Raw genomic sequence first — 16,826 nt, forward strand, 5'->3', positions numbered from 1 at the left:
AATTATCTTTTCCAGATTCAGCACTTCCTTTTATATCAAAAGATTCTCAGACTAAGCGGATACCCCCTTCTTCCAGCATCACCAGTCTTTTCTTATATAAATCGCCGACCGCTTTCTTGAAAGTCTTCTTACTTACACCGAAGGTCTGGTAAATCACCTCCGCATCGGTCTTATCATTCAGCGGAGTAAAGCCGTCATTATCCTTGATGTACTGAAGCAATACCTCGGAAAAATCATCTACCTTCCGGGCACCGGCCTTCTGCAATTCCAAGTCAATCTTGCCATCCGGACGTACCTGCTTCACGAAAGCACTCAGGTGCATTCCCGCTTCCAAAGGCTGGAACACCTCGTTATGGAACAGCATACCGCTAAACTGATTTTCTACAATCACCTTGTAGCCTAAATCCGTACGCTGCCATACCATGACATTCACCTCCTGTCCCGGCTGGTACTCCGGTTTCTCCGTAGAAAGATAATGCTCCACCTTGGCAGAAGCCACAATACGATAGCTTTCTTCATCCAGATGCACATGCACCACATAGCGCTTTCCTTTCTGCATCTTCATCTTCTGCTCACGGAAAGGCACGAACAAGTCTTTCATCAGTCCCCAGTCAAGAAAGGCACCGAACTGATTGACCCATGCCACCTGCAGACAGGCAAATTCACCCACCTGTACATAAGGCTGCAGTGTAGTAGCGACCAGACGCTCCTCCATATCGAGGTAAATAAATACATTCAGAATGTCTCCCGGCTTGGTACCTTCGGGCACATAACGTTTCGGAAGCAAGATTTCACCGTCCTCATCTCCATTGAGGTACACCCCGAAATCCACTTCCTTCACTACTTCCAGCTGATTATATTTTCCTAATTTTATATGACTCATAACAACTCTTTATTTCCGCCAAAGATAGCATAAAAAACTCATATACTCACACTGCCTTCCCTATAAAGAAAAACTAAAAATATTTTTATTTTTACGCCGCAAAGTAAGTGGTAAACCGCCGTGACTTGTTTTATAGGAAAAACATATATCATTAAACTTTATATCTATGAAACTCTACACTATTTTAGGAAGTTTTCTGGGGCTCTCTTTGTGCATGACCATCGCTTCATGCCACTCTCCCCAACCAACCAGTGAAATCACATGGAGCACCTTCAACATCCGCTACGACAATCCCTACGACAGTCTGAACAGCTGGACATACAGAAAGGACACCGTAGCCAATTTCATCAAGGCACAAAATCTGGACATTGTAGGTATGCAGGAAGTCCTGCACCACCAGCTTGAAGACCTGAAAGCCCGTCTACCAGAATATGCCGAAGTCGGCGTGGGACGAGAAGACGGAAAGACACAAGGCGAATATGCCCCTCTGTTCTATAAAAAAGACCGTTTTGAATTATTGGACAACAATACCTTCTGGCTGTCACAATACCCCGACAGTGTAGGCTTCATCGGATGGGACGGTGCCTGCACCCGTATTGCCACCTGGGCCAAGCTGAAAGACAAAACCAACGGAAAAATCTTTATGGCCATCAATACGCACTTTGACCATGTGGGAACAGAAGCCCGTAAAAAAGGCGCTTTGCTGATTATTGAGAAAATAAAAGAAATCGTAGGCGACCAGCCTGCTGTAGTTACCGGAGACTTCAATGTTTCCGACCAGTCGGAAGCCTACCAGACCATCACCGGCAACAGTTTCGTACTGAAGGATGCGCATAAGACAGCTCTCCAGCAAGAAGGTGCCAGCTATACCTTCCATGACTTCGGACGCATTCCTGCCGATTCATGTGAGAAAATTGACTTCATATTTGTCACTCCTCAAATAGAGGTACAGCGCAGCTACATTCCTGAAGAGAACCGGGAAGCAAAGAAATTCCTTTCCGACCACAATCCGGAAATCGTACACCTTTCTTTCTAAAAAGCTAATAAATCGAGGAAAAATTTATCCCGTCCGCCGGTATACATACCGGGACGGGATTTTTTTATCTTATACAATGCGTCCGTCCACCAGATGAATGGTACGGTCGGTCTGAGTGGCCAGCTCCTCATCGTGCGTTACGATGATAAAAGTCTGCCCTAACTTGTCACGCAGTTCAAAGAACAACCGATGCAATTCTCCCTTGTTCTGCGTATCCAGACTTCCGGAAGGCTCGTCCGCCAAGATTACCGAAGGATGATTCATCAAGGCACGGGCTACAGCCACACGCTGCTTTTCGCCACCCGAAAGCTCTGCCGGCTTATGCGTGGCCCGTTCCGACAATCCCAGGAAATCCAGCAAATCCAATGCTTCCTTGCGGGCAGTTCCCGCCGACTTACCTTGAATCAAAGACGGCATCATGACATTCTCTACTGCCGTAAACTCAGGCAACAGCTGGTGAAACTGAAAAACAAAACCGATTTCCCGGTTCCGGAAGGCAGAAAGCTCTTTTTCTTTCAGACGGTTCACCTCCGTGCCGTTCAATATAATTCGTCCTCCGTCCGGCTTGTCGAGTGTACCCATAATTTGCAGCAAGGTAGTCTTTCCCGCCCCACTGGGTCCCACAATACTGACCACTTCACCTTTTCCGATTTCAAGGTCAATCCCCTTCAACACCTGAAGCGCACCAAAGCTCTTGGTTATCCCTTCCAACTGAATCATACGACTTTACAATTTACGAATTACATACTCCGCCAGATAGCATCCGAATACGGCCGGCATATAGCTGACGGTTCCTGCGGTAGACTTCTTGTTCTGCTCATCATCTACCAATATCACGGCATTTGCATCGGCCTGCTCCGTGCTGAATACCACCGGCAGCTTCCGCTTCATACCCATTTTCTGCAAACGCTTACGCACCGCCTTGCTCAACCCACAGTGATACGTATCCCACAAATCCGCAAAACGAATCTGCGTGATATCCCGTTTGGCTCCGGCTCCCATGCTGCTGACAATCTTCAATCCGCGTTGCAAGGCATGATATATCAGATAGCACTTAGGAGCTACCGTATCAATGGCATCTACCACAAAATCAAACGCCGCACTGTCCAGCAGTTCAGGTATAGCCTCATCTTTCAGGTAAACCGGCAGCACAGTCAGCTCCAGTTCCGGATTGATATCCCGGAAACGTTCAGCCAGTACCTCTGCCTTTGGACGTCCGATAACGGAATGAGTGGCCGGCAACTGACGGTTGATGTTACTCGGCTGTACCGTATCGGCATCTACAATCGTCATCCGTCCCACTCCGGCACGACAAATCATTTCAGCCGCATACGCACCTACTCCTCCCAGGCCTACCACCAGCACATGCGCCTTACGCAGACGCTCCATCTTCTCTTCGCCTAACAGCAATTCCGTGCGCTGCTGCCATTCTTTCTTATTTTCTTCGCTCATGAATCTTTCTTAAACCATTTATAAAACCAGTTGCCCACCTTGTCATAATACTGCGTTTCGGCCCATCCACGTGGATCGGCAAAACTCAGTGTTTCATTCGGGTCACCCTTCTGGTCAGGATACAACAACATGATACTGTTGTTATTAAAATATCTGGATACCTGCATGGGCAAGCGTTCAAAAGAAGAGTCGTACGAAATAGACCCTCTTCGTGAACTGACAATAACCAGCAGATGATCGTAATTCACCTGTCCTGTAATAATCAGCAAGTCGTCCCAGTTATCCAGTTCCTGGTATTCCGTCATCACATCCTTGTGCTTCTTCTGGATATATCCTTTGATATACCCCAAAGTCTGGGGATGAGCAAAGAAATGCAGACGGCATCCCAGCTGACTGCTCATGCGGCACAAGTGCGTAATCCATTTCACAAAGCCGTGCTCAAATTCCGATTTAGGAGGTACCGCCACGATAATGCGCCGCAACGTATTGACCGGCATCAGGAAGCGGGCAATCATCACCTGCTGATAAGTATTCTTCAGCAAATCTTCCGTCAGATTACCGAAGAACGAATCCACGATATTGGCCTTGTTGTGCAAACCAATGACAATCGTAGTCGCCTCAGTTTCCTTAGCTGTATGTAAAATACCCGTAGCAATATTCAAGTCGAAACGCGACACTGTTTTCAGAAAGACATTGGCCGACGCAGCAATCTGAGCCGCCCTTTCCAGGCTTCTCTTTCCCCGCATCTCCAACCGCACAGAATCATTGTTGTCATTAATCACATTCAGTGCCACCAGATTGTCCGTCCGCTTTTCATCACGTACCACCAGCGCCAGCTGCATCAGTTTATCCAGTGTGTCCGGATTGGCCACAGGAATCAGGATACGTTCTTTTTGCTGTTCTTTTTCTTCATCCAGCTCTGCATCATCCATCGCAATTCGTTTGGCCGCATGTTCTGTAATAAACGAGCTGACCACACACGTCACCAAAATCAGCAGAATGGTACCATTCAGTACATCTTCGTTCAACAAGCGCTCTCCACTGGGCAGAATAATGTTGTAACCCACCAGTACCGCCGCCAGGGTAGCCGCAGCCTGCGCATTACTCAGTCCGAACATCAGTTCCCGTTCTACCGCCTTCATGCGATATATTTTCTGTGTCAGCCACGATGCAATCCATTTGCCTAACAGTGCCACCACAATCATGACACCAGCCACCTTAATGGAATCGATATGGCCGAACAGCACATTCACGTTTATCAGCATTCCCACCCCGATAAGGAAATAAGGAATAAACAACGCATTTCCCACAAACTCCAGGTGACTCATCAACGGAGAAACATGCGGAATCAGACGGTTCAGCACCAGCCCGGCCAGGAAGGCGCCTAAGATTCCTTCCATACCAATCAGCTCCATCAATCCGGCCCCCAAGAAGACCATGGCCATCACAAAGATATACTGTACCACCTGGTCACTGTAACGACGGAAGAACCAGCGCCCGATGCGAGGGAACGTCAGCATAATCACCACGCTCAGCACTACGACTTTCAGCACCAGCCACACCCAAAACATATCCGAGGTATCGCCCTTGTACATACCTGCAATGACGGCCAAAACCAACAAGGTCAGTGTATCCGTCACCGCCGTACCTCCCACCGCAATGCTGACAGCCCGCTGCCGGTTGATACCGTAACGAATCACAATCGGATAAGCTATCAAAGTGTGCGAAGCATACATACTGGCCAGCAGCACAGAAGTAATCAGTCCGTATCCCAGCAAGTTCAGGTTAGTCCACACACCGATACCCAGCGGGAAGATAAAGGCCAGCAAGCCTAACACCGTAGCCTTCACACGGATACTCTTGAAATCCTCCATGTTCATTTCCAATCCGGCCAGGAACATGATATAATACAGTCCTACCTTACCGAAAAGCTCAAAACTGCTGTCGCGCGCCAGAATATTGAATCCATGTTCCCCGATGACGATACCTGCCAGAATCATTCCGATGATATGCGGAATACGCAGACGTTCCAATACAATCGGAGCAAACAGGATGATGACCAACACAAGGAAAAAAATCCAGGTGGGATCAGTGATGGGAAAATCTATATTGAGATGAAAAAAATCTAACAATTCTTCCATAGATAATGAGCTGTTCGGTTTATTCGGTTTAAATTTATGGACAAAAATACGAAAAAAGTTCCGTATTTCCCCTTTGGTATTCCAAAATGTTTTAATTTTGCGGTTCAAAGGATACAAGGAGAAGACAAAAGTATCTAACTAAAATACAGAAAGCAATACAATCACGGAATTTATTAACTTAAACAAGAAACATAAGAAATGAAAGTAGCAATTGTTGGTGCAAGCGGAGCCGTAGGACAGGAGTTCCTGCGTGTGCTCGATGAAAGAAACTTCCCGGTAGATGAACTGCTGTTGTTCGGATCTTCAAGAAGTGCCGGACGAAAATACACTTTTCGCGGAAAAGAAATCGAAGTAAAACTTCTGCAGCACAACGATGATTTCAAAGGAGTAGACATCGCCTTTACGTCAGCCGGTGCGGGAACTTCCAAGGAGTTTGCAGAAACCATCACTAAATACGGTGCAGTGATGATTGACAACTCCAGCGCTTTCCGTATGGAAAACGATATTCCTCTGGTAGTGCCTGAAGTCAACGCAGAAGACGCGCTGAACCGTCCACGTGGCATTATTGCCAACCCTAACTGTACGACTATCCAGATGGTTGTAGCCCTGAAAGCTATCGAAAACCTGACTCATATCAAACGTGTACACGTATCTACTTACCAGGCTGCCAGTGGTGCCGGTGCGGCTGCCATGGACGAGCTTTACGAACAGTACCGTCAGGTATTGGCCGGAGAGCCTGTCACTGTAGAGAAATTCGCTTATCAGCTGGCATTCAACCTGATTCCTCAGATTGACGTGTTCACAGACAACGGTTATACCAAAGAAGAAATGAAGATGTACAATGAAACACGTAAAATCATGCACTCAGATGTACAGGTTAGTGCAACTTGCGTACGTGTTCCTGCACTTCGTTCACACTCAGAAAGCATCTGGATTGAAACAGAACGTCCGGTATCTGTAGAAGAAGCCCGCGAAGCATTTGCCAACGGCGAAGGTCTGGTACTGATGGACAACCCTGAAAAGAAAGAATATCCGATGCCGTTGTTCCTGGCTGGAAAAGACCCTGTATATGTAGGTCGTATCCGTAAAGACCTGGCTAACGAAAACGGTCTGACTTTCTGGATTGTAGGCGACCAGATTAAGAAAGGTGCCGCTCTGAATGCCGTTCAGATTGCTGAATACCTGATTAAAGTGAAGAATATCGGATAAATAGTTTATCGGTATTGATATAAAGAAAGGCATTGCCTGAGGTTTGAAACTCACAGGCAATGCCTTTTTATTTCCTCTTATCCCGACTTATATCATTCTTATGTCCTCTTTCTTTTTTCTTTTATAAAAACCTTTTGTGAATAGTGCATTGCACCAAAGAGTTTTATACGTTTTCCCATTGAGAAACCTACGTTTTCTAGCAGGGAAACATAGGTTTTCGCAATGCGAAACCTACGGTTTAGAGAAAGGAGATATAAAAAAGAGAGTCAGATTTTCGCAATAAAGAACCTAGACTTCCAGAAGACATTCAATACAGACAATTTTCTAATAAAAAACGTCTTGACGCAAAACATCAAGACGTTTTTTATTAGAAATTATTTATCCTTCTTTAGTTAGCTGTTTCCTCATCAGCAACAGCATCCTCCCAATTATCGAACATAAATACGCTATCATCATATCCATCATAGCCGTAATTCTGACGAAGCTGAGCACCAGTATTCGCGGTAATAGCAGAATTAGGAATAGGCCAGAACAAGTTACGTTTGTCAACCTGATAATTAATTTCAACCTTAGATGTAATAGGACCATGGTTGAAAATACTGTAACGAGTTGTACGCTTGTACCAATAGCTACCACCGTTCAGGTCTGTACCACTTTGTTTGTCCCAAGTAGCCAAATCATAAGTATCACCCCATTCATCCGGTTGACCGCTCTTTGCTAAGCACCAAGAGATACGGGTTAACTCAGGCTGACGCCATTCTTCCAGGTAAAGTTCGCGTGCACGTTCATCACAAATGTCTCCAATTGTTACCGTTGTAAACATCTTCTTAGCATTGGCACGGCGACGAATTTCATTAACATCTTCAGCTGCTCCTGTTGCATTACCCTGATAGAACTTAGCTTCTGCACGCAACAGATAAGTTTCTGCCAAACGGAACAGATACAAGTTACCGTTAGATACATTATTACCTTTTGTCGCACCGTTAAACTGATTGGCATTCATATTCTCCTCTGCACTCTGGTCGAGGATATAAACCTTATACAACGGAGTCGGGAACCAGCTACGGATAGTATCTTTACAAAGCAATTGTCCTTTCTTAATTAAAGGTTCATTTTTCTCTTCATCCCATCCCCAGTCTTCCGGCGCATAAAGCATCATATTCTGTCCATAAAACTCAGAAGAAGGATTGTTGTATTTCAAGTCGGTCATCTCTACCCAGTTACCCTTTTCACGGTTGTGGCGCAAATCCTGCCAGTCTGTTTCACCGTCGTAGTTCCAGATAGTCTGGTTGTAGTGATAAGATGTACGGAAACAACCGATTCCACGACCTAAAGCACGCAACCAATCCAACTCTGCATTATATTTATCATCAGTACGTGCATAGTTATAAGTTGGAGAGCCTATATTATGAGGATCAACAATGTCACCATTACTCCAGTGCACACACATAGCACGCATTTGCGGATAAGAAATAAAACCTTCTGTATAATAGTTCAGAATCGGCATAATCATTTCCGTATTTGAAGCATCGGTAATATTGACACCACGATGCAAGTCCCAAATTACGTTACGTTCTACAGGCCATGTTTCTGGATTACCTGAAGGTACATTGGTACCAAACGGCGCTTTCATAAGTGCCAGTCCATGGTTATTAATCAAGTCTGTAGCCATCGCTTCAGCCTTTGCATATTCTCCTACTACCAGATAGCATTTAATAAGGAGCTGCATACAAGCTTCTTGATTCACCGTTCCAATGTAACCAATCTCTTTCTGAGGCGGTACATGTTCTACTGCAAATTCCAAATCATGTACCAACATTTTAAAGATGGCTTCCTTACTGGTTGATTTATAGTTTTGCTTAGGAACTTCAATCAATTTTGTAATCAAAGGAATATCCCCAAACAACAATACACCATGATAGTAAGCATAAGCACGATGGAAATAAGCACGACCCAGATACTCGTCGCGTAAAGTAGGATCCAAGCCTTCTACCTTATCTACATTCGAAATAATTGTATTAGCAAAAGTAACACTGTTCCAGGTACGATCCCAAAAACGTTGCATAGCGTTTAAGTCACCCCCACCTGCCATACCGGAAGTAGGAGTAATGATATTAGCGAAGTCTGCCTGTACAGGATTTGCATCTGTTTTAGCATACAAACCAATATCAGTCATAAAATAAAGAGAAGCCATAGGAAGAACATTCGAGTTACCATCCATCAACATTTCCTTCAAACCATAGTCACACATTGCCATGGCAGCCTTCAATCCTGATTCGGTCGTATAGGTATTTTCAGGATTATAGAATGACAAGGGGTCTTGCTTCAGGAAGTCATCCGTACATCCAGTAGTAAGCAGCGCAGCTGAAGCCAGCACCATACATCCTTTTGTAAATATTGTATTTATTGTTTTCATAATGTTTTTTCAGTAATTAGAGTGTTACGTTAATACCAAAGTTAAAGGAACGTGTAGCCAATCCACCTGTTTCCGGATCACCGTATTCCCAACCGTCAATCGTACAAACATTCTTGCAAGTGGCAGTCAGACGAATGCGGTCTACCATAAACTTGTGTGTCCATTTTCTCGGCAACGTATAACCGATAGTGATGTCATCCAAACGAACAAAGCTACGGTTATAGACTTTATCAACGCCTCCAGACAAACCAGTATTAGGACCTACTGCTTCCAAACGGCAATAATCATTTGTCGGATTATCCGGAGTCCAATATTCTCTAGCTGCTACGTTAAATCCGTTTGTTACCTGTGAACCTCCGTTTTCCTGGTTCAACCAGTAACCTGCGCGACTCTTGTGTCCCATGTATGAGTACAATGAAATAGAGAGTGTCAAATCTTTCCACAGAGTGAAGTCGTTGCGCATGTTCCAATAGATAGGAGGAGCTGTAGTACCTTGGTATACTTTATCGTTATCGTTATATACCGGGATACGAGTTCCATCTTCCAAAATCTGATCATCCTCCGTATAATTATTTACAACTTTCGGGTCACCCGGTTTCTGTCCTACCAGTGCGGCAGCCTTAATGTCTTCCGGTGTGTTCTGCCATACACCATCTGTTTCATAATACCAGATGGTACCGATAGGCTGTCCAATAAACCATCCGTTAGATGTATCATCCTTTTCTACTCCGTTTTCATCGTAGTCGTAGTAGATGTGGTTGATTTTGTTCTTATTAATAGAGAAACCTACAGAAGTATTCCAAGTAAAGTCCTTGTTCTGAATGTTGGTAGAATTAAGTGCGATTTCAAAACCTTGGTTCTGTACTTCACCCAAGTTAGCCATAATAGATCCAAATCCAGAGAAATTCGGCAGACGCTGACTCATAATCATATCAGTGGTCTTCTTGAAATAATAATCCATGTTGGCTGTCAATCTTCCGTTAAAGAAAGAAAGGTCCAAACCAACGTTCCATGCTTTTGTCTTTTCCCATTCCAAGTTAGGAGCAGCCAGGCGGCTCATATAAAGCGGATTAACCACATTGGAATTACCATTCTGGTAGTACACCATGTTTCCTCCTGCCAAAGCCAGGTTAGCCAATGTAGAATATACATCGCCGAATTCACGGTTACCGTTGGTACCCCATGACAAACGTAACTTACCCATATCGAACCAGTCGCGAGTGGCAGACATGAATTTTTCTTCAGAGAATACCCAGCTAACACCCACAGAACCGAAGTTACCCCATGGATTATTAGCACCAAAACCAGAATAACCATCACGACGGAAAGTTCCAGTTATCATATAACGGTCTTTCAATCCATAGAACAAACGACCAAGATAAGAAGCTGCCGTATAGTGTGTATCGTTGGTACTGAAACTACTCTGACTCTTGTTAGCACCCGATGTATAGTGGAAGCCCAAAGCGTCACTCGGAGTAATATTACGTGCATTGATATTATCACTCCAATAACGGTGCTCTTCTGCTTCCTGTACTAATGTAGCAGTAAAATGGTGATCGCCGAATGTCTTGTCCCATGTAATAGTGTTATTCAAGTTCCAGTCAAAATTCTTACTCCATCCGCGATTTACTCCTCGGCTAGATGCAGATGCATCAGGCAGATCGGCAGACATCCAATAACGGTCATAATACCACTGGTATCGAGGAGCAATATTAAATGAATAAGTGAAACCTGCCGGCAAAGTGATTTTGGCATTGAAAATTGTATTCAATACAGTGTAACCTTTTTCCAAATCATAGTATTGACGGTCAAAATAGTAGTTATAACCACCATTAGAAGGCAGACCAGACATAGGATATTGTTCATAATTTCCATCCTCATCATACATAGAAGCGTATGGAGAGTTACGCAACATATTGGCATCCCAATAATTGCTTCCCAACGAAACCTGAATATCGCCATCTGAACGATCCTGGAAGTTCACATTGGCACCTACTTCCAACCAATCTGTGATTTTCGCATTGATTTTCATGTTTGAACGGAATGCATTGTATTCATTCCCCTGTACGGCACCTTCATTGTTCACATACCCCAGTGAGAAGTAGTAGTTCACACGTTCAGTAGCACCCGAAATACTAGCATTATAATCTTGATTGAATCCGGTACGGAATGTGGCATCATTCCAATCGACCATACGTCCATTCAAGAAATTATCCATCATCAACGGAGAATTGTAGAATTGTAAACGACGAGCAAACAAATTCAGCGCTGTCTCACCATCTGACGGACCAATACCACTAGCACCTACATTAGTCATCCACTTCTGCTGCTCACTTTCCGACATAGTGCGGGGGTCATCGAAGTAACCTTCAGGATACAGGACGTTACCATTACCATCTTTCGCTTGATAATAGCCATACAAGCCATCTTCTCCCTGGCCATAGGTATAATACATTTTACGCCAATCCTGATGGAATTTAAGATATCCAGCAGCATCATAATAGTCGCGGTAATCAGATTTATTAACTACCGAAAGGTTTGCACTTACATTAATAACAGGTTTTCCTTCCTTACCTTTCTTTGTAGTAATGATAATAACACCCGCAGCAGCCTTGGCACCATAGATAGCCGCAGAAGAAGCATCTTTCAACACATCAATCTGTGCAATATCGTCCGGATTAATTTCAGAAAGTTCACCATAGAAAGGCATACCATCTAACACAATCATCGGACTGGCATTGGTACCTAAAGAGTTCTGACCACGCAATTGGATAGAAGCATCTGTACCTTTTGCCGAAGCATCATAACCAATCTGCAAACCTGGAGTTCCTCGTAATACATCTTGTACAGAAGTCGGATTTTGGTCAGCAATCTTAGTTGGATTAATTTGCACAACAGAACCTGTCAAGTCTTTCTTACGCATTGTACCATAACCGACAACAACAACCTCATCCAACATTTCAGTATCATCTTTCAAAACAATGTTCAATGATTTGGAAGAATCAATCTTAAACTCCTGGGTCTTGTAGCCGATGAAAGATACTTCAAGAATAGCCCCTTTTGCAACATTTAAAGAAAACTTACCGTCGATATCGGATATAGTACCTGTAGTACCTCCTTTAACGGCAATACTAGCTCCAATTACTGGTTCCCCCGCATTGTCTTTTACGACACCAGACACTGTCAAATTTTGTTGCTGAGTAGCTTGAACCTCATTACTGCTTGCAAACACTGTTAACGGATGTGAAGCAATAAATCCTGAACACAACAGCAAAGCAAATAATGCTCTTCGATTGTTTTTTACTGAATCTACTTTCATTGCTTTTCAAATTAATTAGATTTTCTGCCGCAAAATTATACTATATTAAGTCAGTCATAAATGAAAAAATGAGCAAATGAATCGTTTTTTTCGTCATTCTATCTAATTAAAAAGCCAAAAATAAATCACCTTTTAAATATACGCCCTATTATACAGATATTCACATACCGTAACTGAACATAAATGTCCATTCAGCGAATAATAAAAATTCGTCATAGCATAAAAAATTCGTCTGTTTTTATTTCTAGGTACATATTTTTCTATTCTCTCAAATTCTCAATCTAAAGAGTTTATTGTATTTTTGCCTAAAAATCGCAAGCCATGAAAAACTGCATTGTTCTATTTCTTTTCTTGTTCGGATGGTGCTACTCTATCCTTTCACAACCTCAATATACCTTCAAGCGATTAACAATGTCCGACGGCATGGTCAGTAATTATATTGTCGATATTATTCAAGACAAACAAGGGTATATATGGATGGCCTCAGAATCCGGACTCTGCAAATTTGATGGAAAGGATTTTACAATATATAATATAGGAAACTCAGCTATTGGAAGCAATGCACAAAATGTATTATACTACAATGAAGCAGACAACACCGTATGGATAGGAACTCAACGCGATGGTATTAGCATTTTTGATTGTGAAAAGCAAACTTTCATCACCAATGGCGTTCCTGATATGATTACCAGAGACGTCACAGACTTAAGCCCTGCAGCCGATGGAGGTATTTGGATTACCCATTATCACCTAGGCATAGATTATTATGACAATAAGACTAAAGAAGTAACTCATTATTGGGCAAAAGATATTAAAGGATTGTCAGGAAATTTCTGGTGTGCAACCGACGATGGAAAAGGTCATCTTTACGTAGGTCTTCATAAAGGAGGGCTGGCTGTTATAGATATTCAGAAACAAACCGCAAAAGTCTACCAACACAATCCGGAAGACCCATATAGCTTACCTAACAATACCGTACGCTGCATATTCATTAGCAAAACCAACGCTATTTGGATTGGTACAGACAAAGGACTGGCACTATTCAACCCTCATAAAGAACAATTTATCACCTTTCAGAACCAACAAGAAAATCCCAACTCACTCTTATCTAATCAAATCAATGATATAGGCGAAAGCAGAGACGGGAAATTGTGGGTATGCGCCCACATGGGAGGAGTAAGCATACTCGACCTCAATGACAACGTATTCACAAGTCCCGAAAACATGCATTTTCAGAATATACGGGTCACCAATGACCTGCATGGCATCTCATCTCCTAATGCCAAATGTTTCTTGCAAGATTCATTCGGAAATATCTGGTTAGGGAACTATCGAGGAGGCGTAGATTTTCTCAGTTATAACCAACCTGTTTTCCAAACATTAGCATATAATACATTAAAGGACGGAACACTAACAGACAAACAGGTGTGGGGTATAGCTCTTGACAATAAATCACGCATCTGGCTAGGAGGAGAAAACGAAATCGCCATATTCAGCGCGGATATGAAGTATCAGAAAATATTGTCACTTGCCAACAAAGCCAATCCTCATACCCATGTTTCTACTATCTTTAAAGATAAAAACGGAATTCTTTGGCTAGGATTATATAAAGATGGAATATTGACTTGTGATCCTAGCACAGAGAAAATTACCCGAATTGAACTAGAAGATAAGAAGGCTGACATTTGCTGCTTTTATGAAGAGAACAATAAAATATGGATTGGTACACAAAACGGACTATATTCATACCAAAATGGAAAAATCGCTGAAGAAAAAGGAATAAATGAACAGCTTACAGACATCATGATACACGGTATCCAGCGAGACCGTCAAGGGAAACTATGGCTGGGCACATTTGGCAAAGGACTTATTGTTTTTTCACCAGAAGGAAAACGAACTATGCGTTTCGACACATCCAATGGGATGGGATCGAATGCGGTCAACTCACTATATATTGATTCAAAAGGAAGTTTATGGGCTGCCACACGAGCTGGTATCGCGCATATCAGTGATACAAGTAACCCTAAACTGGAAATCTACAATCACAATCAAGGGCTAATTGATGAAAATGTCAGAAGTATCATAGAAGACGAAAAAGGAAACATCTGGCTCAGCACCAACGGAGGAATTGCTCAATGGAAAAGTGACGAAAAAAGATTTCTAAACTATACCTGGCACCAAGGAGTACCCAGAGGGGACTTTATGGATGGCTCAGTATGCAAGGATAAAAATGGGTATTTGTTTTTTGGCTCACAGAATGGAGCTTGCTACTTTAACCCAGAGCAAACCACAGAAGACATACAGATAGCTCCTGTAAAAATTACAGGAGTCAAAAGTTATGGCAACTCAGATCCAAGTAGCAAAGGAACTCTTGCCCCAATTGTAAATGACAAGGTCGATTTATCTTACCAGAATAGTACTTTTACAGTCTCTTTCAGTGTGATGGACTTCTCACAAACCCCTCAGGTAGAATATGCCTACACCATGGAAGGATTAGGTAAGACATGGTTTGAAACAGGCGATGAAAACCGGATTACATTCCGGAATCTACAGCCTGGAGAATATACATTTAAGGTAAAAGCCAAAATGAGAAACCAGCCATGGGGCGAGAAGTTTACTTCTCTCCAGATTACAATTGCCCCTCCTATCTGGCTTACCTGGTATGCTAAACTACTTTATACGATTCTCATTGCCCTTATACTGTTTGCAATCTTGCGCTTCTACAAGCGTAAACTGGCACTGGAAAGTCGTTTGAATCTGGAACATCACCAGCACGAGAATGATCAGAAGCTGAATAATGAACGACTGCGTTTCTATACTAACATCACTCATGAATTACGCACTCCTCTAACCCTGATTCTCGGACCACTAGAGGACTTGCTGGCTGACAAAACACTGTCTCCACGACAGGCCAATAAGATCAGTATTATACGTGACAGTGCCAACCGGTTACTGAACCTTATTAATCAGATTCTGGAATTTAGAAAAACGGAGACAGAAAACAGAAAGCTAAAGGTAGGTTATCATAATCTGGCACTACTGGTACAAGAAATAGGCATCAAATATAAAGAATTAAACCAGAATGCAGAAGTAAATATTCACATCAATGTAGAAGCGCAAGATACCAAGATTTATTATGACCACGAGATTATCACTATTATTATCGATAATCTGATGTCGAATGCCTTAAAATATACTCCCAAAGGCGATATAACACTTGCCTTGGCAAGCAATGAGGAGAACGGGGTTAAATATACAACTATCAGTGTGGAAGACACCGGACATGGTATCTCCCAAGAGTCTTTGAACCATATCTTCGAACGATATTATCAAGGACAAGGGAAATATCAGGCTTCGGGGTCAGGTATTGGCCTGGCACTGGTAAAATCACTGGCAGATTTGCATCAGGCAACCATTGAAGTGGAAAGTGAGGTGGAAAAAGGAAGTAAGTTTACATTAAAACTACTTACAGAAAACACTTATCCTAATGCAGAACGCCAGGTTACTAAAGAAATTCATAAAGCTGAAGACGAAAACAAACAACCTGCTTCTGTAGAATCAGAAGATGGGAAACCGATTATTCTGGTCGTGGAAGACAATCGGGATATCCGTGAATATGTACGAAGTTCGTTTGAAGAAATGTATGAAGTCTTGACGGCTGCAAATGGGAAAGAAGGATGGGATATTGCACAAAGCCAGATTCCGAATATCATCATCAGCGACATCATGATGCCGGTGATGGACGGAATTGAACTATGTCGTCATATCAAAGAAGATATGCGTACCAGCCACATCCCGGTCATCTTACTTACAGCTAAAGATACCCTTCAAGATAAAGAAGAGGGTTATGCCGCAGGAGCCGATTCGTTTATTACCAAACCGTTCAGTGCCCGTTTGCTGAACAGCCGCATCAATAACATTCTGGAAAACAGACGTAAAACGGCAGGGGTAATCACTTCCATACCCGAAACGGAAAGTGAACAGAAGAACATTGAGAATGAACGAAAGAACTTAAACAAACTAGACCAAGAGTTCTTGGATAAGGTAACCGCCATCATCGAAGAGAACCTGAGTATGGAGAAAATGGATGTAGCGTTTATTGCCGATAAGATGTGCATGAGCCATTCTACTCTTTACCGAAAGATTAAAGGACTGACTGAAATGTCGGTCAATGAATATGTCCGTAAAATCAAGATGAAGAAAGGTATGGAACTTATCAATGAAGGGAAGTATTCCTTAGCTGAGATTTCGGATTTGACAGGTTTCAGTAGTGTAGCTTATTTCCGCCAATGTTTTAAAGATGAATACGGAATGGCACCCACTGAATATTTGAAGAGAAAACAAAACTAATATTATCTCTTAGCAATATA

The 16,826-nt window shown here is 42.8% G+C and carries 9 protein-coding genes; 3 read left to right on the forward strand and 6 right to left on the reverse strand.

The window, feature by feature from the left end:
• Positions 1-46: 46 nt before the first annotated feature.
• Positions 47-883: a CvfB family protein gene (locus tag BACPLE_RS05560; RefSeq protein WP_007559705.1), complete on the reverse strand. Its 837-nt coding sequence runs from the start codon at positions 881-883 to the stop codon at positions 47-49.
• A gap of 214 nt (positions 884-1,097) precedes the next feature.
• Here BACPLE_RS05560 and BACPLE_RS05565 point away from each other — a divergent pair, with 214 nt between their 5' ends.
• Positions 1,098-1,919 (forward strand): endonuclease/exonuclease/phosphatase family protein, encoded by an 822-nt coding sequence (locus tag BACPLE_RS05565; protein ID WP_223805024.1) that lies wholly within the window; start codon positions 1,098-1,100, stop codon positions 1,917-1,919.
• Between the two features lie 69 nt (positions 1,920-1,988).
• On the opposite strand, the gene BACPLE_RS05570 is transcribed toward BACPLE_RS05565, so the two are convergent.
• Genes BACPLE_RS05570 through BACPLE_RS05580 form a run of 3 tightly spaced genes read right to left on the reverse strand, consistent with a single transcriptional unit; the run spans position 1,989 to position 5,512 of the window.
• The gene (locus tag BACPLE_RS05570; protein WP_007559709.1) at positions 1,989-2,639 is read right to left on the reverse strand and encodes an ABC transporter ATP-binding protein; all 651 of its coding nucleotides are present in this window, start codon (positions 2,637-2,639) and stop codon (positions 1,989-1,991) included.
• Positions 2,640-2,645: 6 nt separating this feature from the next.
• Positions 2,646-3,371: a tRNA threonylcarbamoyladenosine dehydratase gene (locus BACPLE_RS05575; RefSeq protein WP_007559715.1), complete on the reverse strand. Its 726-nt coding sequence runs from the start codon at positions 3,369-3,371 to the stop codon at positions 2,646-2,648.
• Positions 3,368-5,512, reverse strand: coding sequence for a cation:proton antiporter (locus BACPLE_RS05580; protein ID WP_007559716.1), 2,145 nt, complete (start codon positions 5,510-5,512; stop codon positions 3,368-3,370). The genes BACPLE_RS05575 and BACPLE_RS05580 overlap by 4 nt, the downstream gene beginning before the upstream one ends.
• Positions 5,513-5,710: 198 nt before the next feature.
• On the opposite strand from BACPLE_RS05580, the gene BACPLE_RS05585 reads away from it, so the two are divergent.
• The gene (locus BACPLE_RS05585) at positions 5,711-6,721 is read left to right on the forward strand and encodes an aspartate-semialdehyde dehydrogenase (protein WP_007559717.1); all 1,011 of its coding nucleotides are present in this window, start codon (positions 5,711-5,713) and stop codon (positions 6,719-6,721) included.
• Between the two features lie 388 nt (positions 6,722-7,109).
• On the opposite strand, the gene BACPLE_RS05590 is transcribed toward BACPLE_RS05585, so the two are convergent.
• Positions 7,110-9,137, reverse strand: a complete 2,028-nt coding sequence (locus BACPLE_RS05590) for a RagB/SusD family nutrient uptake outer membrane protein (RefSeq protein ID WP_007559719.1) — start codon at positions 9,135-9,137, stop codon at positions 7,110-7,112.
• A gap of 16 nt (positions 9,138-9,153) precedes the next feature.
• Positions 9,154-12,456 carry a SusC/RagA family TonB-linked outer membrane protein gene (locus BACPLE_RS05595; protein WP_007559720.1) on the reverse strand — a complete coding sequence of 1,101 codons (3,303 nt, stop codon included), beginning with the start codon at positions 12,454-12,456 and terminating at the stop codon, positions 9,154-9,156.
• Between the two features lie 321 nt (positions 12,457-12,777).
• Here BACPLE_RS05595 and BACPLE_RS05600 point away from each other — a divergent pair, with 321 nt between their 5' ends.
• Complete coding sequence (locus tag BACPLE_RS05600; protein ID WP_040312477.1) at positions 12,778-16,806, forward strand: hybrid sensor histidine kinase/response regulator transcription factor; 4,029 nt, start codon at positions 12,778-12,780, stop codon at positions 16,804-16,806.
• Positions 16,807-16,826 lie beyond the last annotated feature (20 nt).

The organism is Phocaeicola plebeius DSM 17135 (assembly GCF_000187895.1).
Taxonomy (GTDB): Bacteria; Bacteroidota; Bacteroidia; order Bacteroidales; family Bacteroidaceae; genus Phocaeicola; species Phocaeicola plebeius.